Below are 23,079 nucleotides of genomic sequence, written 5' to 3'. Positions count from 1 at the left end.
TAAAAAAACTTTGATTCGTTCGTTTCGGTCTTTTTTTCTAAGGAGAGATAAACGTTGCCTGAATTACCAGAAGTTGAAACAGTCAGAAAAGGCTTAGAAAAGTTAGTTGTCGGAAAGACGATTAAAGAAGTTACCATTTTATGGCCAAGAATTATTGAATCACCAGAATCTGAATTATTTGCTCAGCAGTTGATCGGTCAAACAATTGAACAAATGGATCGCCGAGGGAAATTTTTGATTTTCAAATTAACGAATTACGATATGATTTCTCATCTAAGAATGGAAGGAAAATACGAAACTCATGATCCAGAAGATGAGCGGACCAAACACACCCATGTAATTTTTACCTTTACTGACGGGACTGAATTACGCTATCTTGATGTTCGAAAGTTTGGCCGTATGGTTTTAGTACCTAAGAATCAAGGGAGAAATTACAAAGGGATTTTATCATTAGGTCCCGAACCGATTCCTACTGAATTTAAGCTAGCAGAATTTCGTGTCGGTTTGAAGAAGCATCACAAAGCAATTAAACCGTTGTTATTGGATCAGCGTTTAGTGACAGGTTTAGGCAATATTTATGTGGATGAAGCATTATGGGAAGCGATGATTCATCCTGAACAACCAGCAGACACTTTAAAACCTAAGGAAGTTGAACGATTGTATTATGCGATCATTGATGTTCTCGGTCGTGCAGTGGAAGCTGGTGGAACTACGATTCGCAGTTACTTAAATGCTTTGGGAGAAGCTGGAACATTTCAAATTTCATTAAATGTCTATGGTCAGACGGATAAACCTTGTCCACGATGTACAATGCCAATCAAAAAAATCAAAGTTGCACAACGAGGTACGCATTTTTGTCCAAAGTGTCAAACCTTGAAAGCGAGGAATTGATTGATGGGCATGATATTAGGCTTGACTGGTGGTATTGCCACGGGGAAAAGTACAGTTGTTTCTATATTTAAAAGTATGAATTTTCCAATTATCGATGCGGATGTGATTGCTCGGGAAATTGTAGAAGTAGGAACTCCTGGATTAGAGCAAGTAGTAAACGCCTTCGGATCAGAAATAGTAACTGTCGAAGGTTCGTTAGATCGCAAAAAATTAGGCGAAATTATTTTTTCGGATGAAGAAAAAAGAAAAAAACTAAATAAAGTGCTCTCTCCTTTTTTAAAAGAAGCAATTTTAACTCAAATTGCCGACAAAAAAAATCAAGCACCTTTGGTTATTGTTGATATTCCTTTGTTATATGAAGGAGGCTATGATAAGTTTATGGACAAAGTAGCAGTAGTTTATGTTCCAGAGGAAGTGCAACTAGCTCGTTTAATGAAACGAGATCATTTAACAATAAACGAAGCCCAACAACGAATCGATAGTCAAATGTCTATTGAGAAGAAAAAACAAAAGGCAGATATCGTATTCGATAATGAAAAAAGTATACAAGAGACAGAAAAAATAGTGAAAAAATGGGTATTAGAAAAAAATATTGATAATATAACAGATTAGTTGTTTTCGTTATTTAGTGATAATGTATATATAATGAAGATGATAAATAAAAAACACGCTATAAACATTGTTTTGGCGTGTTTTATTTACTTTAAAACAAAATTTGGAATGGAAAGGCAGACATTTATATGTATAATTTAAAATAACGATAATATTTAAAAAAATATAGACAATTCTGCCAGATTTGTGTTATCTTTTGGAAACAAAAGGATTGTAAAAAATAAAAGATGGTGGAGAGTATAATGAAAAAAGAAGTAGTGGTAATTGGTTTAGGATATGTTGGTCTGCCAAGTGTCATAAATCATGTGAAGAATGGCCATAAAGTAATTGGATTTGATATTGACGAAGAAAAAGTTGATATGCTGAATAAAGGGATTAGTCATCTTGATACAGTATTAGACGAAACAGTGCGAATGATCAAAGAAAGAGGCGCCGAATTTACTTGTGATGCGCAACGCATCAAAGATAAAGATGTCTATATTATTGATGTGCCAACGCCAATCGATAAATATAAAACGCCTGATTTAAGTTATATCAAATCAGCAGTTGATTTAATTAAAAATAAAGTAAAAACAGGTTCATTAATTGTTTTAGAAAGTACAACCTATCCCGGAACGACAGAAGAATACCTCGTAGCTGAGTTTTCCAAGCTTGGTTATCATATCGGAACCGATCTTTTCATCGCTTACTCCCCGGAAAGAATCGATCCAGGCAATACACAATCTCTTAGTGCAAAAATCCCAAGAATCGTTGCAGGACACACGGACAAATGTTTATCAAAGGTTGAAGAATTTTTTGGAAGCCATGTGTCCACTGTACCTAATTTGAAAACAGCCGAATTAGCTAAAATATATGAAAATACATTCCGTTTGGTCAATATTGCTTTAGCAGATGAACTTCAAAAAATTTCGGATAATTTAGACATCGAAGTAGGAGAAGTATTGGAAGCAGCTGCAACAAAACCTTTTGGATTTATGAAATTCACACCAAATTTAGGTATTGGTGGACACTGTATTCCTGTAGATCCTTATTACCTGACATGGTTGATGGAATCACGAGGAATAGAAACACCGTTGATTCAGACGGCAGGAAAAATTAATGATTCGATGTTAGATTATTATCTAGAGAAAATTATTACTTACGCAAATAAAAAAAGTGACAAAAATCTTGATGAAATGAATGTTGCGATTTTAGGAGTAACATATAAGAAAAACGTTGCAGATACTAGAATGTCGTCGGTTATTACATTGATTAAAGAATTAGAAGAAATGAATGTGACAGTTGTTGCCTATGATGATATTATTTTATCAAATACTAATTCTCCAGTTGAAAGTATAACTAGTCTAGAGGGGGATTATTGTCAATTGAAAAAATTTGATATGGTCATTTATGCGGTTGACCATGAGCTTTACGAAAAGAATAAAGAAAATATTATTGATAATAGTCAGTTGTTCTATGATTTGACATTGGTTTAGAGATGATTAGATTAAAAATTTATGGAGAAAAAATTGTTTACATCTCGTTGTTTTTATTTTTTCTATCTTTGATCTATTTATTGAGAAAGTATACATCAAGCAATGAGTATTATTTAATAATGATCCTATATTCTGTCAATTTCGTTTATTTAGTTACAAAATTAAGTTTAGCTTTGATGTATACCCCCTGTATAAAAGATGTTAGAAACTATAAAGTTTCAGTTATTATTCCCAGTTTTAATGAAGATAAAAAATCTGTTGTAAAAGCAGTTATGACTTTATTAAAACAGACCTATCCAATTCATGAAATCATTTTTATTGATGATGGTAGTGATAGTGATGAAGCTTTTCTAGCAGTTAAAAATCTAAAAATAGATGAGCTGACTGGAGTGCATCGTGTTAATAAGAATGTAACATTGACTAGTTTACGTTTAGATAAGAATAGTGGGAAAAAGAAAGCGCAGGAAGTCGGCTTTATTCAAGCAACTGGGGATTTATTTCTTCTAGTTGATTCTGATGGAGAGATTACTGAAAATACGTTAGAGGAAATGGTTCGTCCATTCAGCAATTCTAAGGTAGGATCTGTTGTCGGAAAAATAGAAGTTCGTAATCTAACCGATAATTTTTGGACTAGACTGCAGGATATCATTTATTCCAATTCGTTTCAAATCGGTAGGGCATCACAGTCTCAAACCGGCAATGTAATTGTTTGTTCAGGAGCACTAAGCATGCATCGAGCTAATTTTGTAAAGCGAAATATGAGAACTTTTAGAAAAGAAACTTTTTTGGGGATTCCGTGTTCTGCTGGAGATGATCGCTTATTAACGGATATTTCGTTAGAACGCCGGTATAAAACTGTTTATCAATCAACTGCAGTTTGTTATACGGATGTGCCGAATTCATTAAAAAAATTTTTTAAACAGCAAGTTCGTTGGACTAAATCTGCTTTGATAATGACTTTATTTTCCTTTAGATATTGTTTTATTCGCCCTCTATCGATGGTTTGGCAAGTGTTAGAAACTTATTTATGGTTATATAATTTTATTGTAACGATTACTTTGCTTTGGCAACAAAAGCTTGGTATGGGCGTTGGAGTAACCTTTATAGCAGCTGTGTATTTCATCTTGGTTAGTTACTTATCAAATATTTTTTATACAAAGCGAGATTTAAAAACGTATTTAATGACGTTTGTCTATTCATTTGTTTATTCCGTTTTATTACTCGGAATTCGATGTTATTCTTTATTAACGATTTTTAAAACAGGTTGGACGACTCGTTAAACATAAAAAAAGAAGGTCGGAACAGAAGCTTGTGCTTATATTCCGATGTTATCAGAATTCTAGGTGACTGAGATATGACTCGCAGAGTTATGTCCCAGTCACTTCCTTTTTTTATTTTTATAAGATCATCCAGACGATTTTTTTGAATTAAATGATCCATAAATTCTTTGATAAGTCATCTCAGATAGATGGCTTCTTACGTTTTTCATGTTATAATATAAACAACAAACTATAAAATCAATAGTATAAGATAAAATGAGGTGAACACTATGCGTTGTCCAAGATGTCATCATAATAATTCTCGTGTAATTGATAGTCGTCAAGCTGATGATGGCCGTGCGATTCGTCGTCGTAGAGAATGTGAAAATTGCAATTACCGTTTTACAACGTTTGAACGAATTGAAGCAGCACCGTTGTTAGTCATCAAGAAAAATGGTGATCGTGAAGAATTTAATCGAGAGAAAATTTTACGTGGGTTGATCCGTTCAGCTGAAAAACGACCTGTTGCCATGGAACAAATGGAGCAAATCGTTGATAATGTTGAAAACCGTGTACGTAGCTTAGGTGAAAATGAAATTTCAACTACATTAGTTGGAGAATATGTTATGGAAGATTTAGTCAACTTAGATGAAATTGCTTATATCAGATTTGCTAGTGTCTACCGTCAATTTAAAGATATGAGTGTTTTCTTAAAAGAACTGCAAGGCATTGTAGATAAAGCAAAATCTTCAAATTCAGATACAACAAATGAATAAGGAGGTCTTTCCTTGAAAGACAATTGGAAAGAAGTCCATCCTAAAAGTATTTTTCAAGTAGCACTATCTTATCCATTATCCAATCAAGAACAAACCATACTGACTCTGTTGTACCAACCAATTATAGGTGCTGAGGCGTTTAGTTTGTATTTGACACTTTTATCAGAAGTTGAAGAGTCAGGTCTTAGTGCCTCACTTTTTCATGCTGATTTGATTACGATGATGGACATGAGCATCAAACAAATTCAAGCAGCTAGAATGAAATTAGAAGGAATTGGTTTATTAGGAACCTTTGTCAAAAATGATTCCGAACTGGGAACGCATTTTTTATATCGGTTGAACCATCCTGAAACAGCTGAACGATTTTTTAAAGATGAAGTATTGTCACTAACCTTGTTGAATAGTGTAGGACAAAGAAAGTTAGATAAATTATTTGAGCGTTTCAAACCAAAATTTGTTAACTTAACTGGTTTTGAAGATGTATCAGTTGGATTTAAAGATGCTTATCTATTCAAAGAAGAACAAATTGTTTCTCAAAGTAAGCTGCTAAGTCAAATGGAGCAATCTTTCAATGATCCAAGACCTGCTCAAAAACCAAGTGCGGTCAATGAAAGCTTTGATTGGTCCTATTTTGTTCAAGGGATTGAAAAACTTGGGATTAAATTGCCGGATAATAGTGTTGGGTTTAAAGAAGAAGTATTTATTTTTCATAATTTATTTGGAATCACAGAATTAGATATGATTGATTTTTGTTCTAAATCCTTCGATTATTATACAAGTAAGATCGATGTAAAGGACTTTGAACGAGCAGTTTATAGAACCTATGATCCTAATAAAAAGCAAAAGACAAGTGAGTTTCAAAAAAATGATTCAGTTGATCTATCTGCCGAAGATCAGCAAACCTATCGTTATAATTCATTAAAAATGAATGGTTTTTCAACCCAAGATATTCAGATGATTATGGATAGTGAGAAAAATTTTCCATTAAATTATTTAGAAGCATTAAAAAACGAGCGTGGTGGGTATACAACTCCGCAAGAGCGTTCTTTGGTCAAGTATCTTGTCAGCAAATCTGGTCTGCCGAACAGTGTAATCAATATTTTGATTAATTATGTTTATAACATACAAAAACAACCCACATTAAAGGCTGAATATGTGAATCGAATAGCCAATGAGTGGGCGCAAAGTGGTATTTTTTCGCCTGAGAAAGCTATAGATCATGTACGTGAAATAGCCAAAAAAGGCAAAGAGCAAAAACAAACAAGACAGCGATACGGACAAAATAATGGACCGATTCGTCAAGAAACATTACCGGATTGGGTGGATAATCCGGTAGAAGAGCAGAAACTATCGAAAGAAGAGCAAGCACGACTAGACAAAGAAATTCAGGATTTCTTGAGTAAAGGAGGCGGCAATTAATGGAAGATGTAGGAAAAGAAATGTCAAAAATTATTCAAAGCAGAGATATGAGTGAACGATATAATGAACTGGTTGAAGTGGTACTGAAAGATACTGATGTACAACAGTTTATCGAAGAAAACCGTGAGCGGTTGACAGACGAAGATATCCAAAAAAGTTATTCAAAACTTTACGAGTTTGTCCAAGAAAAACGTAAATATCAATTAAACGATCCAACTATGATTGCTCCTGGATATGAGCCTCAATTAACCTTGAATTTCCATTACATTGATGTTACCTATGTACCGACGGAAGCTTTGATTGCTAAGCAAAAAGAAGATGAAATTCGAAAACGCGTTCGAGCAATGGACATGCCTAAAGATGTACGAGAAGCTAGTTTAAGTCGATTCGATACGGCGTCACAGGGACGTGCTCAAGCAATGGCTGAAACAATGAAATTTTTAAATGAGTATACATCAAATGCTAAAGAATTTCATAAAGGGCTGTATCTTCAAGGTACATTTGGTGTAGGAAAATCATTTTTATTAGGTGCGATTGCCAATAGCTTAGCCGAACGTGGTTTTGTTACAACAATCGTGCACTTCCCAACTTTTACTGTCGAAATGAAACAAGCAATCGGTAAAGATATGGTGGGGCCAAAACTTGATGCTGTTAAGAAATCCCCTGTTTTAATGATCGATGATCTTGGTGCAGAATCAATGACTTCTTGGATTCGTGATGATGTATTAAGTGTTATTTTGCAATACCGTATGCAGGAACAATTAGTAACATTTTTTTCATCAAATCTGAATTTGAAAGATTTAGAGAAACATTTATCTGTGACCCAACGTGGAGAACAAGAACCTTTAAAGGCTCGTCGAATCATGGAGCGTATTCGTTACTTAGCACAAGAGATTACAATGTCTGGTAATGATCGACGAAATGGATAGAATTTGATTTTACCCTTGTTATTTATCCAAATTTTATGTGACAGAGACATAATTCAATGAATGTGTCTCTGTCTTTTTTTATTTTCTTTAAATAACGAATGATCGTATTGGACTATGATAGTTTGTATAGTTTATAATAAAGTATCAGTATTGGAGGACATATCGATGAAAAAAATCGTAATGACAATAGTAGCGGTGTTCACATTGATTTCTTTAGGGGCATGCACACAAAATAAAAAAGATTCATCAAAAGGAAGTGAAGAGACCTCGATGAGCAGTAAAAAAGATCAAACCACCAATGAAACATCGAACACTAAAGATCAAGAAAAATCTCAATCGGTATTCACAGCAGTTTTAGTTGAAGATGCTAAAAAAAATGATACAGTGGATCAATCGATCCGTGTGGTTTTAAAAGAAGTCGAAGCCGTTGAAGATCCAGAAAAAATTAGTGCTATGATGAAAAACGATGGTGTCATTTTGAATGTATCGAAGGAACAATTGGCCAATGGAATCACAGAAAATGATCTAAAAACAGGAGATAAGATTCAATTTACTTTAGTCGGATTACCTGCGATGACAATGTCGATCCCACCTCAAGTGGCTGGAAATTCAGTTGTCAAAGTTGAAAAAATTTAATAATTTTGAAATGTATGACCGCTATTATAAAGTACGTGAATAAGTGCTTTGTAACAGCGGTTATTTTATTTTTATAAATCAAAAATTATTTTTCATTAAAAAATTAAATAAAAAAACATTGACATTTGTTTTAAAACGATGGTATAGTTTCACCTGTAAGATAACTAAATAGATTTGTTAGGTGAGGCTCCTATACAAACACAGGCTACTGCCCAAAAACATCGAGAGATGCCAATGGGTAGAACAGGGATTGTCGATTACAAGGCTTTTCATAAGGTAGCTAAAAGCTCTGCTTTTTACGTTGTATAGTGCCAAAACTCAACGACTAGATCATGCAGGCTTTTTTTTGTGCGCTTATTTATGACCTTCCGCTGAGTTTTGGCGGAAGGTTTTTGCTTGCTCACCAAAGCTTCGTCACAGTGAAAAATGCTGTGAATGGCTATATTTCATTTCGATCTTATCAATTCCTAACTTGAGAATTGAAGGTCAGAATAGCTGAGAAACAGTAATTTGCGAACGAAGATAGTGCAGTTTCCATTCTTGTGAGTCACAACTAAACATACCAACAAATCTAAGAAAGGAGTATGCTATGAATTTTTAATCAACATTATCGCCAGTATTTTTGCAGGAATGGTCATTGGGGCTGAGCGGCAATGGCGAAAAAAACTGGCTGGAATGAGAACAATGACGTTAGTAACATTTGGTTCATGTCAATTCGTTTCATTATCCACGTTGATCCAAGACGATAGTAGTCCTACACGAATCGCGGCCCAAGTAGTTAGTGGGATTGGCTTTCTTGCTGGAGGGGTGATTTTACGTGAAGGATTTAGCGTGACTGGTATTAATACAGCGGCAACATTATGGTGTTCAGCTGCTGTTGGAAGTTTAATTGGAGCAGGATTTGTTATTCAAGGAATGATCTGTGCATTCGCTTTAATGTTAGTCAATATTTTATTAAGAAATTTATCATTTAAAATAGACGATTTAACTGTTCAAAGAGAGGAGGCACAAACAGATTCGATTCATTATCTATCAGTTATTGCCAGCAATACAAGTGAAGTCATGCTAAGAACAGAAATTATCCAGTTACTGGATAAATATTGCTTAACATTCACAAAATTTTCCTGTACTGATTTGGCAGGGAAAAAAGTAAGACTATTTTTAGAAATCGAAGCAACCAGAAATGGCACACTAGCAGTCAATACGATTATTTCAGAATTATCTCAACTATCAGAAGTCATTGAAATTAATCAAATGAGCAATTAAAAGAATGGAGGAATCAAAATGGTAAAACAGTGATGGTCAAAATCATTAATTGGAACAGTGAAGAATATTGGCAAGGAATCTTTTTAAGAAATAAGCTACTCAAAACTAGTGCGGGGAAAGAATGGATCAAAGAATTACCTGTCAATGAAAAACAGGATATTCATATGGTTGCGCTGGTTGAAGGGGAAGTTGTGGGGACTTTACTTCTTTCTAAAAGAAGCCAAACAGTAGCTCAAATCAAACAAGTTGCGATTGATGATCGGTATCAAGGATTTGGCATAGGAAAACAATTACTTGAATTTGCAGAAAAAATGGCAGAACTGATGAATTTTCAAACCATATTTTTAACTGGTCGTAAGCAAGCTTGGGGATTTTATGATCATTTTGGGTATAAACGTATTGGCTATGCTTACTCAGATGGACAAGTGATCTTAAAAAAATTTGAGAAACGTATTTGTACAAAAAACAACACGCGAAGACTAGAATCATCAAACATATAACGCTAAAGGAGATGGAAACAAATGGATGACAGTAGTCAGATGATCAAGGACTTATGGATAGAGAAATCTGTTGAAGAAACTAAATATTATTGTCTATTTGTTTCTAGGGTAATTAAGTAAATTTCTCCGATAATAGATCCTCTTTTTCCATCAGTCCGATTCCTAAAATAGAGATAACATTATGAAGTTCTAGATGACTAACGTTTATACAAAGCTGTCTGTTATTTCATTGATCAGAGTTTTAGAAAGAAGGAGAACTATATGGATAAAAGAGCAGTATTGAACAAAAATAATAACCAATCATATGAATATTTCGCAAGAAACTCAGCTGAAAACATCTTAACATTTTTCAATTCTTCAAGAATGGGCTTAACTCACCAGCAAGCCGTTTTATCAAGGGAAGAATTTGGAGAGAATATCATTACACATGGGAAAAAAACGCCTTTATTTGTTGAAATAATCAAAGCTTATTTTACCCCATTTACGATTGTTTTGATTACGTTAGCTATTATTTCGTTTATAACGGACTATGTTATTGCACCGCCAGCTGACCGGGATCTTATCGGTGTGCTTATCATTGTAGCGATGGTCTTGATAAGTGGGACTATGACATTGATACAATCTGTTAAATCAAATCAAGCAGCAGAAAAATTGAATAACATGGTAAAAATTACGGCAACCGTTGTTCGCAGAAAAAAACAAGTAGAACTGCCAATCGAAGAAATCGTTTGTGGGGATATTGTAAAATTATCTGCAGGTGATATGATCCCAGCAGATATTCGCTTAACAAAAACAAAAGACCTCTTTATTTCGCAATCTGCAATGACAGGAGAAAGTTACCCTGTTGAAAAAAGAGCAGATTACAAGTTGAAAGTGAATAGTGTGGAAACGGAATACGAAAATATCGTTTTTATGGGCAGTAACGTAATCAGTGGGAGTGCAGAAGGAATCGTAGTTTCAGTAGGAGATGACACACTTTTTGGAAAAGTAGCACAAGATGTGTCTGATAAAAATCCTCAAACCAATTTTGAAGTTGGCATTAGCAAAACGTCTTGGTTGTTGATTCGATTTATGTTAGTAATGGCGCCAGCAGTATTTTTGATTAACGGATTAACAAAAGGTGATTGGTTTGAAGCATTTCTGTTTGGTTTGTCTGTAGCAGTTGGTTTAACACCAGAAATGTTGCCGATGATCGTGACGACAAATCTTGTAAAAGGTGCATCAAGTATGGCTAAAAAAGGAACAATTATCAAAAATTTAAATGCAATTCAAAATTTTGGTGCAATCGATGTTCTATGTACGGATAAGACAGGTACGCTGACCCAAGACAAAATTATTTTAGAATATCATTTAGATTGCGATGGAAAAGAAGATAGCCGGGTATTGCGTCATGCATTTTTTAATAGCTATTATCAAACTGGATTGAAAAATTTAATGGATGTAGCAATCATTGATGCGGCAAATGATGAATTATCGATCGATTCTTCTAAGTACAAAAAAGTAGATGAAATTCCCTTTGATTTTAAACGACGTCGCATGAGTGTGGTGATCGAAGATACATCGGGTAAAACTCAAATGATCACAAAAGGTGCCGTTGAAGAAATGCTGGAAATTTCAAGTTTTGTTGACTATCAAGGAACAGTTAGACCATTAACAAAAACGCTTAAAACTGAAATTTTGAAAACTGTTGAAGAGCTGAACGAAGATGGACTACGTGTATTGGCTGTTTCTCAAAAAACAAATCCAGCGACTGTTGATGAGTTCTCTGTTTCAGATGAAAATGAGATGGTCTTGATTGGTTATCTTGCATTCCTTGATCCACCAAAAGAAACCACCAAAGCCGCCTTAGAAGCGCTAAAAAAACATGGTGTCGGCGTCAAAGTATTGACTGGGGATAATGCTTTAGTAACAAAATCAGTATGTAAACAAGTTGGATTAGCCAATGAAGAACTGATCACAGGGAATGAAATCGCGAGAATGAATGATTTTGAGCTAAAAATGGTTGCGGAAAAATACAATATTTTTGTAAAATTGACACCACAACAAAAAACAAGAATCGTTCAAGTGTTAAGAGAAGCTGGACACACGGTTGGTTTTATGGGAGATGGTATTAATGATGCCCCTGCGATGAAAGAAGCTGATGTTGGTATCTCAGTAGATACAGCTGTTGATATTGCAAAAGAATCAGCAGATGTCATCTTATTAGAAAAAGACTTGATGGTTCTGGAACGCGGGTTATTAGCGGGCAGAACGACCTTTGGAAATATTATGAAGTACGTCAAAATGACAGCTAGTTCTAATTTTGGCAATATGTTTTCGGTTGTTGTTGCTAGTATCTTTTTACCATTTTTACCAATGTTACCGTTGCAATTACTATTTCTAAATTTGATTTATGATATTTCATGTATGTCGATTCCTTGGGATCATGTGGATGATGAATATTTGGAACAGCCCAAAAAATGGAATGCATCAAAAATCGGTTCGTTTATGAAATGGTTAGGGCCGACTAGTTCAGTCTTTGATATTACAACTTATTTGTTAATGTACTTTATTATCTGTCCTCAATTAGTGGGTGGGAACTATCACGATTTAGATCCCGCACAACAAGCGACCTTTATTGCAATTTTCCATGCTGGTTGGTTTATAGAATCACTTTGGTCACAAACGTTGGTGATCCACACATTAAGGACACCGAAGATTCCATTTATACAAAGCCGTGCATCATTTATTTTAACAACTATTACAACTTTAGGAATTGCTGTTGGAACGATTTTACCATTTACAAGTTTTGGTGAAAATTTAGGGCTAGCTGAACTGCCACTTCATTATTTTGCTTGGTTAGGTTTGACTATATTTGCATATTTGTTCTTAGTTATGATCGTAAAAAAATTCTATGTGAAACGCTTTGGAGAACTGCTATAATATTGATTAAAAGATTGAGTCCACGAAATAGTGGGCGTCAATCTTTTTTTATCTGAATAACCGTATATCTTTTGCTAAAATAGTAAGTTGCGTTATCATTGATATAGGTAAAAAAATAGTCAAAAAAACGATAGCTTTTATTTGACCTTCGCTGACCAAACGGGTATAATTGATTTATAAGGTCAAAATTAATCAGACTATAGACCTTATGAAAAATAGTACAAAAGACCTAATGTCTTTTTGATAAACTAACGGTACTATTTATATAGTAGAGATTTATGAGCTGGGACTTTGGAAAAAAGATAAAAATAGTTTGTGACCAAAAATATCACAGTTGATTTTTCTATTTTGCTTTCAAGGCTGAGCAAGCTCTTTACACTTCAACATTATCCAGCTACGCAGGCTAGCTCCTCAGAAAAAAGAGAAAAATAGAACGTGACCAAAAGAGTCACAGTCGATTTTTCCTATTTTTCAATAGAAGCTGGGCGAGTCTGCTACGCTTTTAAATTTAGGAGGTAATTCTATGAACATCGAAAAAATGACAACGACATTACAAGAGGCAATTGCAGAGGCGCAACAGGTAGCAGCGACTCGTCATCATCAGGAAATCGATATTGCTCATTTATGGAAGATTTTTTTGCAGCCGAATCATTTTGGACGTAATTTTTATACAGATGCAGGAGTTGATGTAGAAGCTTTTGAACGTGAAATTGATAAAGCTATCGATGAATATCCGAGTATTCAAGGCAGTAACATTCAGTATGGTCAAAGTATGAGCCAAAATCTGTTTAACTTACTAGGTGAAGCAGACAAACTTAGAGAATCATTTCAAGATGAGTTTCTAGCAACTGAAATTGTGATTTTAGCGTTGATGAAATTGAAAAATTATCGTTTAACAAAATACCTAACAAGTCAGGGAATCACAGAAAAAGAACTACGTAAAAATATCGAAGACATGAGAGGGGGAGATCGTGTGACTTCTCAAAATCAAGAAGAACAATACAAAGCATTAGAAAAATATGGGGTAGATTTAGTCCAACAAGTAAAAAGCGGTAACCAAGATCCTATTATTGGCCGTGATGAAGAAATTCGCGACGTGATTCGAATTCTTTCTCGTAAAACAAAGAATAATCCTGTTTTAATCGGTGAACCAGGTGTGGGTAAAACAGCGATCGTTGAAGGATTAGCGCAACGAATCGTGCGTAAAGATGTCCCTGAAAATTTAAAAGATAAAACTATCTTTTCATTAGATATGGGGGCCTTGATCGCTGGAGCCAAGTTCCGTGGTGAATTTGAAGAACGTCTAAAAGCAGTTTTAAAAGAAGTGAAGAAAAGTGAAGGGCGTATCATTTTATTCATCGATGAAATTCACAATATCGTTGGAGCAGGAAAAACAGAAGGCAGCATGGATGCTGGGAATTTGTTAAAACCAATGTTGGCTCGTGGGGAATTACACTTGATTGGTGCTACAACATTGGATGAATACCGTCAATATATGGAAAAAGATAAAGCACTAGAACGTCGTTTCCAAAAAGTCTTAGTGAAAGAACCAACTGTAGAAGATACGATCAGTATTTTACGTGGATTAAAAGAACGTTTTGAAATTCATCATAGTGTTAATATCCACGATAATGCATTAGTTGCTGCAGCTACTTTATCCGATCGATACATCACAGATCGTTTCTTGCCTGATAAAGCCATCGATCTAGTTGACGAAGCGAGCGCAACGATTCGTGTTGAAATGAATTCAATGCCGACAGAACTTGATCAAGTAACACGTCGTTTGATGCAATTAGAGATCGAAGAAGCAGCATTGAAAAAAGAATCGGATGATGCCAGCAAAAAACGCCTAAACGCATTACAAGAAGAATTAGCAGATCTTCGTGAAGAAGCCAACGCAATGAAGATGCAATGGGAAACAGAAAAAGAAGAAGTCAATGCTGTCAGCAATAAACGCGGAGAAATCGACAAGGCAAAACATGAATTAGAAGATGCTGAAAACAATTATGATTTAGAAAGAGCAGCTGTTCTCCGTCATGGTACGATTCCACAATTAGAAGAAGAGTTAAAAGAACTTGAAGCTAAAAACGCCAAGGATAATGTGCGTATGGTTCAAGAAGCAGTGACAGAAAACGAAATTGCACAAGTTGTCGGACGCTTAACAGGGATTCCAGTAACAAAACTAGTTGAAGGCGAACGGGAAAAACTAATGAAATTAAACGAAACCCTTCACAAACGTGTTATTGGTCAAGATGAAGCTGTAGATGCGGTAAGTGATGCAGTGATTCGTTCACGTGCTGGGTTGCAAGATCCAAACCGTCCATTAGGTTCTTTCTTATTCTTAGGACCAACTGGTGTTGGTAAGACTGAGCTTGCTAAAGCGTTAGCAGAAGACCTATTTGATTCAGAAGATCATATGGTTCGGATCGATATGAGTGAGTATATGGAAAAACACAGTGTATCTCGTTTAGTTGGAGCACCTCCAGGCTACATTGGTTACGAAGAAGGTGGTCAATTAACAGAAGCTGTTCGACGTAATCCATATACAATCGTTTTATTAGATGAAATTGAAAAAGCACATCCAGACGTATTCAACATTTTACTCCAAGTATTAGATGATGGTCGCTTAACGGATTCTAAAGGACGAGTAGTTGATTTCAAAAATACTGTGTTGATCATGACAAGTAATATCGGTTCTCAACTATTGCTTGAAGGGGTAACGCCAGAAGGCACGATTCCAGAAGAAGTAGAAGAACAAGTTATGACGATATTACGAGGCAATTTCAAACCAGAATTCTTAAATAGAATTGATGATACTATATTGTTCACGCCACTAAGCTTGGATAACGTTAAAGGTATCATTGGAAAAATGACAGCTCAATTAGCAAAACGTTTAGAACATCAAGAAATTGAATTGGTAATTTCTGATGAAGCGAAAACGTGGATTGCTGAAAGTGGTTATGATCCAGCTTACGGTGCACGTCCATTGAAACGATTTATTACTAAAGAAGTAGAAACACCATTAGCAAAAGAAATTGTTTCAGGCCGTATATTACCTAAAACAAAAGTAACCATCAGTTTATTGAATGAACAGCTAGTTTTTGAAAATGAGCCGATAATAGAAGAATAGTTTAAAAGTTGAGGTAGTCTTTTTAAGGCTATCTCCCTTTTTATAAGCAAAAAAAATTGATTTTAAAAATGATATTGTGTAGAATCTAACTATTATATTAACATTATAAAAGAGGGATTCAGTGGATAAAAAAAGCAGACGATTAGAAGAACAATTGTGTTTTTCTTTACAAACAGCTTCAAAGCAATTTAATAGAATGTATGCTAAAGCATTGAAACCATTTCATTTAACCTATCCTCAATATTTGGTGTTACTTGTTTTATGGGAATTTTCAGATCAGCGGATCTCTGATATTGGAGAAAAACTTGCGTTGGATACAGGTACATTGACACCAATGTTAAAAAGGATGGAAAAAAATGGGTATGTCCATCGAGATAGATTACCAGAAGATGAACGAATCGTGATCATTTCACTTTCGGATAAAGCGATTCAGTTGGAAAATGAGATTTATGATCAAGTAGAAGGCTGTTTAACACAACTGGATTTTAATCAAAAAGACTATTTTTCATTGATCGAACAAATCAATTCCTTAAGTAAACAAATCGATGGAATCAAACAGTAAACGATGGAACAAAAAGACTTTAAGAAGAAGGTAATTTACCACTACCTCTGATTAAAGTCTTTTTTATTAAATCATTTTTTTATGATGCAAACTAATGTACATATTCATAAATGTTGTGTACAATTTAATTGTACGATGAAGCTATGACAATAAGAAGTGGAGGAATGAATCATGAAAAAAATCTATTCAACAACAATCATCAACACTGGTGGAAGAGAAGGGGAAGTTTTTTCTCCAGATAAATCATTTAGCTATCAAGTAACCTCTCCTGGTCCTCATCAAGAAAATAAAACAAATCCAGAGCAACTATTCGCAGCAGCTTACAGCTCTTGTTTCAATAGTGCTTTAGAACTTGTAATGGCGAATCAAAAAATCACATCAAAAAGCACAGTAAAAGCGACTGTATCATTATTTAGCGATGAACAATCTGGTTTCCAAGTTGGAGTTGTTTTATCTGTTAAAATCGATGATGTTGACCGTGAAACAGCGGAAGAGTTAGTGAAGGCAGCCCATGAAGTATGTCCTTATTCAAAAGCGACAAGAGGAAATATTTCTGTTGAATTAGAAGTAGAATAAATAAAAAATCGGCAACTTTAGAACATCTAAAGTGCCGATTTTTTATTTATTTACTTTTCTAAACGCATAAGCTTTAAAATACTCTGGTTTATGTCGTTGCGTAAAACTATATACTGTTAGAATCAACGCACCAATCGTATTGGTAAGCAAATCTCCCATGGTATCCATCAGCGCCTCACGACCGATATAAGGTTGCCCGGATTCCGTCATATAACGCTGTAAATTCATATTACCAAGTGAATCACAAAGAAATTCCCAGAACTCCCAGAAAACACCGCATAACCCGGCAAAAGCAAATCCCATAATAATAAACAACCAAGGACTGATTTTAGAAAAATCCGACTCACGTAAACAATAGCCAATAATCGCATATCCCACAGCTACTAATAAAATTGGACTGACAGCATGAAGAATTTTATCCCAAAACGGTACAATAATGATCAAGCGTAAACCCGTTCCAAGAAAAACTGCGATCCAAATGAAAAACCAATAATAAAGACGTACCATTTTGGGAAAAACCAAGCCTGTAAATTTTGTGAATATAAAGGGTACGAAGATCACAGCAATTCCTGCAATCATTTCAAACGTCAATAATACGTATTGTTCCGTTGGTTGTACTACAAATGTTTTAACAATATTGACGATCAAGGTGATAACACCAAACACAAGTAAAAAATAAAAGGCACTTTTTTCTTGTTTATCCTCAAATTCTAACTTCATATAAAAGCCTCCGATTTGCTTATTTATTTAACTTTTCTTTGATTAAATCTAAAAATGCTTGCTCACCGCTAACAACTGCTCCATTTAATTTTACTAAGCCAATGGTATACAGGTTTAGATAATGAAATTGATTTTCAGCAATATCACCTATTGCTGCTAATTTTTTTTGATTATCAGCTCCTTGTTGGCGAGTATCAGTATAAAGACCAACCATTGGAATATTTTTAGCGTAAGCTACGCCGATTTCAGAAGCCACACCTGCATCAATTGTAATACCATCTAAAACAGCTACAAGCAAATCACTTTCAAGCACTTTTTCAGTATCGGCTAGTGCAATCATCTTACTATCGGCATAGGCAGTTTTGTCGTTGATCGCACCATTTTCTTGTGGTAAATAAACCTTGATAGAATCATCTAAAGCACGAATTTCTTTTACTAAGTATTCATTATATAGTAAGTCTGCTTTAGCAAACATCGGTCCTGCAAAATATATGTTCATTGTGTCACCTCTAAGTTAGTTTAGTAATTCTATTTTTTTGAAAAAAAGACAAGCTGATTCACTAAATCGACTTTATCAACTTGATAACCATAGGCAGCCCATCCACTTGAAAAAGAATGTTCTTTTTTTGTCCACCAGGCACTATAGGTTTTAGCCAGTTCAGGTAGCATATGATTATGGTTCATTTGGGCCTCTATTTCTGCAAATGATAATTGTAAGTTTGTAGTTTTGGCTAGTAACGTTGGAATAACAAGAAAGTCATTCATAAAATCATCCTTTGTTGAGCATTTATTAGTAATGTGATCAAAAATAATCACTAAAATAAGCTTCTTGATCAGGCAAGATTCGTTCTAATGAATTCAATGTTTCCTTATCTGTACCTAAACGTTCGATTCGATGTAGATAAGTTGGACGGCGGTAATTCATCAATAAACAAGTCAAGGTTTGAATATCGATATGTACAGACTGCCCTAATGGCTCATCTGTTACAGAAACTTGATCATCTTCATCCCATAATAAACTAAACACACCATTATTCCATTCTGCAACAGGATCGCTTACTACAAAGTGAAATGGTTTTGCGGTGCTAGCGTATGGATAAGCCAATAGCATTTCTTTGACATCGACGATTCTAGCCATGTAATAAGGTTCGATCGTTTCCTTGATTTGGCTGTCATCTAATAAAAAAGCTAGTGGTTCATTTTTATAAATGTCCCCTTCAGCCCAATCAATCATTGAAAAATGAGCCGAAATAAAATTCCACAATGCATTTCGCGCTTCCTGATTGATATAGAACATTTCTTTGATATGGAACACATCTTCAGCTACCCAGTAAAAAAGTACACCTAAAGGTTCTTGATTTGCGCCGTAATAAACAGCAGCAGTTCGTTCGTCTTCATTTTCAAAGCGCCAATATTCTTCCCAATTAAATTCACTACGAATTAAAGCACCATGATTTTGACGGGCAAATTTTGCATAAACAGTAAATACATCTTCATGATCGACGCTTACGCGTTCTACCATTCCTGGGACTGAAACTTGCTTAGGCAATTGAGTATCACGAATTTTGAACGACAACTTATCCGACATGATTTCCCAGCCTTTTCTACGATAGTAAGGAATACTATAAGGATAAAGGTACGAAATCCACTGCTTATCTGCCCTCATATTTTTAAGGGCCAGATGAATCAAATCCTGCATCAAGCCATGATTGGCATATTCAGGATAGGTTCCAACACCTGTGATACCGCCCATTTTGAAAAGTTTCCCGTGAATATTTACTTCACATGGGTAAATTGCAATTTGGGAAATCAATTGATCCTCATGAAACCAGCCAAATACTTTTGACTGCTCTAAAATCGGCTGTTTTGATTTGATCAACTCTTTTTTACTTTCATAGCCGCTTTCCTCTAAATCTGCTTCTGTAAACTGGAAGACATAGCTCAATAATTCATTGAACTGATCCACATATTTTTCATCTACCGCTTTTAATTCTAAATTATCTCTGAACTCTTTTTGGTCCATTTTTCCATCTCCAATTGTTTTTCTACCTCCAGTATATCAAAAAAAGGTGAATAAATAGAGTATTACTTACTAAGAAATGGTAAAGAAGGATTTTTTAGGTAGAAAATAGTGTGTTACTCTAGTTGAAAAGTGCAAGTAGGAATTGGGAAACGTGGGAAAGTTCTTTAATTCTGATGGAAATCTTGCTATAATGGAAAGTGCTGATTGAAAATGATCTGAGCGATGAGCTAGTACGATTTGAACCAACAAAATCACACGCTCATTCAGCCTTTCATAAAAGAAATGAGGACTATTAATGAATATAAATGAAATGAAGCAAAGACAAGAAAAAATTCGTAACTTTTCCATTATTGCTCATATTGACCACGGAAAATCAACGCTTGCTGACCGAATTTTACAAAAGACTGAGACTGTGTCAGATCGTGAGATGCAAGATCAATTACTTGATGCTATGGATTTAGAGCGTGAACGTGGTATCACGATCAAGCTAAATGCTGTTGAACTAACCTATACAGCAAAAGACGGCGAAGATTATATCTTTCATTTGATCGACACTCCCGGACATGTCGATTTTACTTATGAAGTATCGAGAAGTTTGGCAGCCTGTGAAGGGGCTATCTTAGTTGTAGATGCGGCTCAAGGAATCGAAGCACAAACATTAGCGAATGTTTATTTAGCGTTAGATAATGATTTGGAAATTATTCCAGTTATCAATAAAATTGATTTACCAGCAGCAGATCCGGAAAGAGTTCGTACGGAAATCGAAGATGTGATCGGGATCGATGCCAGTGATGCTGTTTTAGCAAGTGCTAAAGCTGGTATTGGGATCGAAGATATTTTAGAACAAATCGTTGATTTGGTTCCAGCACCAACTGGTGATCTTGAAGCACCATTAAAAGCGTTGATTTTTGATTCTGTCTATGACAGTTATCGTGGAGTTATTTTAAATGTCCGCATCATGGACGGGGTTGTCAAACCTGGTGATAAGATCATGATGATGAATAATAATAAGACGTTTGAAGTGACAGATGTTGGAATATTCTCACCAAAACCGATCAGCCGTGACTTCTTAATGGTCGGTGATGTTGGTTACATTACAGCTGCAATCAAAACGGTTCGTGATACGCAAGTAGGGGATACGGTAACCTTAGCTAATAATCCCGCCAAAGAAGCGTTAGCAGGATATCGTAAAATGAATCCGATGGTTTATTGTGGATTATACCCAATCGACAATTCACGATATGTTGAGTTACGAGAAGCCTTGGAAAAATTACAACTAAATGATGCAGCGTTGCAGTTTGAAGCTGAATCGTCTCAAGCATTAGGTTTTGGTTATCGTTGTGGATTTTTAGGTCTGTTGCATATGGATGTTATTCAAGAACGATTGGAACGAGAATTTAACCTTGATTTGATCACAACGGCACCATCAGTAATCTATCATGTAACGAAGACCGATGGCACGAAGATCGTGGTTGACAATCCAGCTGAATTTCCAGATCAAAGCTCTGTTGACTTTGTGGAAGAACCATACGTTAAAGCAACAATTATGGTCCCAAATGAATATGTTGGGGCTGTCATGGAAATTTCACAGCGTAAACGTGGTGAATTTGTCACAATGGACTACTTAGATGAATACCGAGTAAATGTCATTTATGATATGCCGTTATCTGAAATTGTGTATGATTTCTTTGACCGTTTAAAATCAGGAACAAAAGGATATGCTTCATTAGATTACGAAATGATTGGTTACCGTAAGAGTAATCTATCTAAGATGGATATTTTGTTAAACTCAGAAAAGGTCGATGCACTAAGTTTTATTGTGCATAAAGATTTTGCTTTTGAACGTGGAAAAGTAATCGTTGAGAAATTGAAGAAACTAATTCCTAGACAACAATTTGAAGTGCCGATTCAAGCCGCAATCGGGCAAAAAATCACTGCTCGCTCCACAATCAAGGCGCTACGCAAAAACGTTTTGGCTAAATGTTATGGTGGGGATATTTCACGTAAACGTAAGTTGTTAGAGAAACAAAAAGATGGTAAAAAAAGGATGAAACAAGTTGGTTCTGTGGAAGTTCCGCAAGAAGCCTTCATGGCTGTTCTGAAAATGGATGAGGACGAACCGAAAAAATAGCAAGGGTTTGAGAGTTTTAGGCAAAAATAAAACTATAATTTTCCCACATTTTTTCCCACGAGCGTATAAACTCGTGGGATTTTTTTATTTAAAAGGCAGTATCTTTTAGCCGTTGTTCAAAAATATCAACAATTTCAGTTTTCATCAGTAATAGAGATAAGAAAAGCGGCAGAGACAATTGACAACAAACATGAAAATCTAGAGTTAGTAGTAGATGCGAGACGATTACGACTGCCTATTGTGTCCAGATTGCAATGAGGAAACCGTTGAAAACAACTATTGCGCTGAATGAAAAAAATAGAATGAAAAGAAACTAGAGGACTGTCTGGAAAAAGACTGTGTTTTACAGGTGTAGGGGCGAAAGAATATCATCCAGAATGGTTTGAATAAGGAGGATACTACACAAGGGAATTAATTGATAAGTTAATTATAAATGTCGAAGCTGCACATGACTTAAACAGTGAAAAAAATCAGTTTAAACCTAGCTTGACATCGCTCTTTTGTCGGTAGGACACCCTCATGTGAAGTTTTTAACAAAACAAAAAGTAAAATATAATTAAAAACCAATAATGTAAAATAAAAAAATATTAAATTAATTGCAAACGTTAACATGTATTTAATGAATCTTTGCAATAATATATATGTACTAAAAAAACATAAACAGAAAGGAAGGTATTTTATGAAGAAATTTTTAGTTTTTAGTTTAGGAGCAGCAATTTTTCTTGGAGGTACGTTGTTTTATAGTAGCCAACATGTTGAGGCGCAGGATCAAATTAATAATGTAGAAGTATCGTCAGTACAGCCAATAAAAATTGCTGGAAGTATGAAAATTGAAGGTAAAACTTATAAGTGGATGGAAGCTTCCTTTGGAGGAACAAACAGAGGATACGAAATAAACCCAGGTAAGATGAGATATCAGCTTAGTCCTAATCCTCATAACGACCCTTGGTATAATAAGAATCAGAATAAATTTTATGCACAGGGAGCAGATAAAATTGAAGCGCAAGCCAACTCTGGAAAATGGCATACAAAAGGGTGGCCAAATAAAATTGAAAACATTACTATTCATGGAATAACGTATACATTGAGTAAGTAAATCCTTATCTTTAAATATGATAATAATAGACAATATCTTTTATGATAGCGCTCACTTATGGGAATAGGTGAGTGCTTTTTTATTTAGGCTCTTTGTCAACTAATATTAGTGAAGAAAATCCAAAGAATTAAATCTAAAAATGATGAAGCGTAGAGG

The 23,079-nt window shown here is 35.0% G+C and carries 20 protein-coding genes and 1 riboswitch; of the genes, 16 read left to right on the top strand and 4 right to left on the bottom strand.

Annotated features, from left to right (window positions below):
• Nucleotides 1-54 precede the first annotated feature (54 nt).
• The 14 genes from mutM (at nt 55) to I583_RS07630 (ending at nt 16,953) form a co-directional block, all read left to right on the top strand.
• On the top strand, nt 55-891 hold the full coding sequence (gene mutM / locus I583_RS07695) for a DNA-formamidopyrimidine glycosylase (protein ID WP_010761062.1): 837 nt from the start codon (nt 55-57) through the stop codon (nt 889-891).
• 3 nt (nt 892-894) lie between these two features.
• The gene (gene coaE, locus I583_RS07690; protein ID WP_010761063.1) at nt 895-1,503 is read left to right on the top strand and encodes a dephospho-CoA kinase; all 609 of its coding nucleotides are present in this window, start codon (nt 895-897) and stop codon (nt 1,501-1,503) included.
• 242 nt (nt 1,504-1,745) lie between these two features.
• A complete protein-coding gene (locus I583_RS07685; RefSeq protein WP_010761064.1) occupies nt 1,746-2,978 on the top strand; it encodes a nucleotide sugar dehydrogenase in 1,233 nt (410 codons plus the stop codon).
• Nucleotides 2,979-3,097: 119 nt separating this feature from the next.
• Complete coding sequence (locus tag I583_RS07680; protein WP_010761065.1) at nt 3,098-4,258, top strand: glycosyltransferase; 1,161 nt, start codon at nt 3,098-3,100, stop codon at nt 4,256-4,258.
• Nucleotides 4,259-4,527: 269 nt separating this feature from the next.
• Nucleotides 4,528-5,013, top strand: a complete 486-nt coding sequence (gene nrdR, locus I583_RS07675) for a transcriptional regulator NrdR (RefSeq protein WP_010761066.1) — start codon at nt 4,528-4,530, stop codon at nt 5,011-5,013.
• A gap of 12 nt (nt 5,014-5,025) precedes the next feature.
• On the top strand, nt 5,026-6,432 hold the full coding sequence (locus tag I583_RS07670; RefSeq protein WP_010761067.1) for a replication initiation and membrane attachment family protein: 1,407 nt from the start codon (nt 5,026-5,028) through the stop codon (nt 6,430-6,432).
• Complete coding sequence (gene dnaI, locus I583_RS07665) at nt 6,432-7,361, top strand: primosomal protein DnaI (RefSeq protein WP_010761068.1); 930 nt, start codon at nt 6,432-6,434, stop codon at nt 7,359-7,361. Before I583_RS07670 ends, dnaI begins: the two co-directional genes overlap by 1 nt.
• Nucleotides 7,362-7,526: 165 nt before the next feature.
• Nucleotides 7,527-7,997: a hypothetical protein gene (locus I583_RS07660; protein ID WP_010761069.1), complete on the top strand. Its 471-nt coding sequence runs from the start codon at nt 7,527-7,529 to the stop codon at nt 7,995-7,997.
• A 166-nt stretch (nt 7,998-8,163) separates the two neighbouring features.
• A riboswitch (M-box (ykoK) riboswitch) is annotated at nt 8,164-8,334 on the top strand.
• 263 nt (nt 8,335-8,597) lie between these two features.
• The gene (locus I583_RS07655) at nt 8,598-9,263 is read left to right on the top strand and encodes an MgtC/SapB family protein (RefSeq protein WP_034682823.1); all 666 of its coding nucleotides are present in this window, start codon (nt 8,598-8,600) and stop codon (nt 9,261-9,263) included.
• A 32-nt stretch (nt 9,264-9,295) separates the two neighbouring features.
• Nucleotides 9,296-9,763 carry a GNAT family N-acetyltransferase gene (locus I583_RS07650; RefSeq protein WP_010761071.1) on the top strand — a complete coding sequence of 156 codons (468 nt, stop codon included), beginning with the start codon at nt 9,296-9,298 and terminating at the stop codon, nt 9,761-9,763.
• Nucleotides 9,764-10,024: 261 nt separating this feature from the next.
• Complete coding sequence (gene mgtA / locus I583_RS07645; protein WP_010761073.1) at nt 10,025-12,685, top strand: magnesium-translocating P-type ATPase; 2,661 nt, start codon at nt 10,025-10,027, stop codon at nt 12,683-12,685.
• 523 nt (nt 12,686-13,208) lie between these two features.
• The gene (gene clpB / locus I583_RS07640; protein ID WP_010761074.1) at nt 13,209-15,815 is read left to right on the top strand and encodes an ATP-dependent chaperone ClpB; all 2,607 of its coding nucleotides are present in this window, start codon (nt 13,209-13,211) and stop codon (nt 15,813-15,815) included.
• A gap of 121 nt (nt 15,816-15,936) precedes the next feature.
• Complete coding sequence (locus tag I583_RS07635) at nt 15,937-16,377, top strand: MarR family winged helix-turn-helix transcriptional regulator (RefSeq protein ID WP_010761075.1); 441 nt, start codon at nt 15,937-15,939, stop codon at nt 16,375-16,377.
• 171 nt (nt 16,378-16,548) lie between these two features.
• Nucleotides 16,549-16,953, top strand: a complete 405-nt coding sequence (locus I583_RS07630; protein WP_010761076.1) for an organic hydroperoxide resistance protein — start codon at nt 16,549-16,551, stop codon at nt 16,951-16,953.
• A 42-nt stretch (nt 16,954-16,995) separates the two neighbouring features.
• Here I583_RS07630 and I583_RS07625 read toward each other — a convergent pair whose 3' ends face one another.
• From I583_RS07625 to I583_RS07610, 4 genes are read right to left on the bottom strand one after another with little or no spacing between them, the layout of a single operon-like run.
• Nucleotides 16,996-17,673 (bottom strand): DUF2238 domain-containing protein, encoded by a 678-nt coding sequence (locus tag I583_RS07625; RefSeq protein WP_010761077.1) that lies wholly within the window; start codon nt 17,671-17,673, stop codon nt 16,996-16,998.
• Nucleotides 17,674-17,692: 19 nt separating this feature from the next.
• The gene (locus I583_RS07620; RefSeq protein WP_010761078.1) at nt 17,693-18,172 is read right to left on the bottom strand and encodes a nucleoside 2-deoxyribosyltransferase; all 480 of its coding nucleotides are present in this window, start codon (nt 18,170-18,172) and stop codon (nt 17,693-17,695) included.
• Between the two features lie 29 nt (nt 18,173-18,201).
• A complete protein-coding gene (locus I583_RS07615) occupies nt 18,202-18,438 on the bottom strand; it encodes a DUF7662 domain-containing protein (protein WP_010761079.1) in 237 nt (78 codons plus the stop codon).
• Nucleotides 18,439-18,475: 37 nt separating this feature from the next.
• On the bottom strand, nt 18,476-19,696 hold the full coding sequence (locus I583_RS07610; protein WP_010761080.1) for a GNAT family N-acetyltransferase: 1,221 nt from the start codon (nt 19,694-19,696) through the stop codon (nt 18,476-18,478).
• A 295-nt stretch (nt 19,697-19,991) separates the two neighbouring features.
• On the opposite strand from I583_RS07610, the gene lepA reads away from it, so the two are divergent.
• Both lepA and I583_RS07600 read left to right on the top strand, forming a co-directional pair.
• On the top strand, nt 19,992-21,827 hold the full coding sequence (lepA, locus tag I583_RS07605; protein ID WP_010761081.1) for a translation elongation factor 4: 1,836 nt from the start codon (nt 19,992-19,994) through the stop codon (nt 21,825-21,827).
• 679 nt (nt 21,828-22,506) lie between these two features.
• Entirely contained in the window at nt 22,507-22,923 is a 417-nt protein-coding gene (locus I583_RS07600) for a hypothetical protein (protein ID WP_010761082.1), read from the top strand.
• Nucleotides 22,924-23,079: the final 156 nt, after the last annotated feature.

The organism is Enterococcus haemoperoxidus ATCC BAA-382, assembly GCF_000407165.1.
GTDB classification, from domain to species: Bacteria; Bacillota; Bacilli; order Lactobacillales; family Enterococcaceae; genus Enterococcus_L; species Enterococcus_L haemoperoxidus.
This window is presented reverse-complemented; position numbering and strand designations above follow the sequence as displayed.

Excerpts from the sequence above, each read along its gene's own strand:
- coaE (WP_010761063.1), top strand. The coding sequence starts at position 895 with ATGGGCATGATATTAGGCTTGACTGGTGGTATTGCCACGGGGAAAAGT.
- mgtA (WP_010761073.1), top strand. The coding sequence starts at position 10,025 with ATGGATAAAAGAGCAGTATTGAACAAAAATAATAACCAATCATATGAA.
- I583_RS07650 (WP_010761071.1), top strand. The coding sequence starts at position 9,296 with ATGGTCAAAATCATTAATTGGAACAGTGAAGAATATTGGCAAGGAATC.
- clpB (WP_010761074.1), top strand. The coding sequence starts at position 13,209 with ATGAACATCGAAAAAATGACAACGACATTACAAGAGGCAATTGCAGAG.
- I583_RS07660 (WP_010761069.1), top strand. The coding sequence starts at position 7,527 with ATGAAAAAAATCGTAATGACAATAGTAGCGGTGTTCACATTGATTTCT.
- I583_RS07610 (WP_010761080.1), bottom strand. The coding sequence starts at position 19,696 with ATGGACCAAAAAGAGTTCAGAGATAATTTAGAATTAAAAGCGGTAGAT.
- I583_RS07615 (WP_010761079.1), bottom strand. The coding sequence starts at position 18,438 with ATGAATGACTTTCTTGTTATTCCAACGTTACTAGCCAAAACTACAAAC.
- I583_RS07625 (WP_010761077.1), bottom strand. The coding sequence starts at position 17,673 with ATGAAGTTAGAATTTGAGGATAAACAAGAAAAAAGTGCCTTTTATTTT.
- I583_RS07600 (WP_010761082.1), top strand. The coding sequence starts at position 22,507 with ATGAAGAAATTTTTAGTTTTTAGTTTAGGAGCAGCAATTTTTCTTGGA.
- dnaI (WP_010761068.1), top strand. The coding sequence starts at position 6,432 with ATGGAAGATGTAGGAAAAGAAATGTCAAAAATTATTCAAAGCAGAGAT.
- lepA (WP_010761081.1), top strand. The coding sequence starts at position 19,992 with ATGAATATAAATGAAATGAAGCAAAGACAAGAAAAAATTCGTAACTTT.
- I583_RS07630 (WP_010761076.1), top strand. The coding sequence starts at position 16,549 with ATGAAAAAAATCTATTCAACAACAATCATCAACACTGGTGGAAGAGAA.
- I583_RS07680 (WP_010761065.1), top strand. The coding sequence starts at position 3,098 with ATGATCCTATATTCTGTCAATTTCGTTTATTTAGTTACAAAATTAAGT.
- I583_RS07685 (WP_010761064.1), top strand. The coding sequence starts at position 1,746 with ATGAAAAAAGAAGTAGTGGTAATTGGTTTAGGATATGTTGGTCTGCCA.
- nrdR (WP_010761066.1), top strand. The coding sequence starts at position 4,528 with ATGCGTTGTCCAAGATGTCATCATAATAATTCTCGTGTAATTGATAGT.
- I583_RS07620 (WP_010761078.1), bottom strand. The coding sequence starts at position 18,172 with ATGAACATATATTTTGCAGGACCGATGTTTGCTAAAGCAGACTTACTA.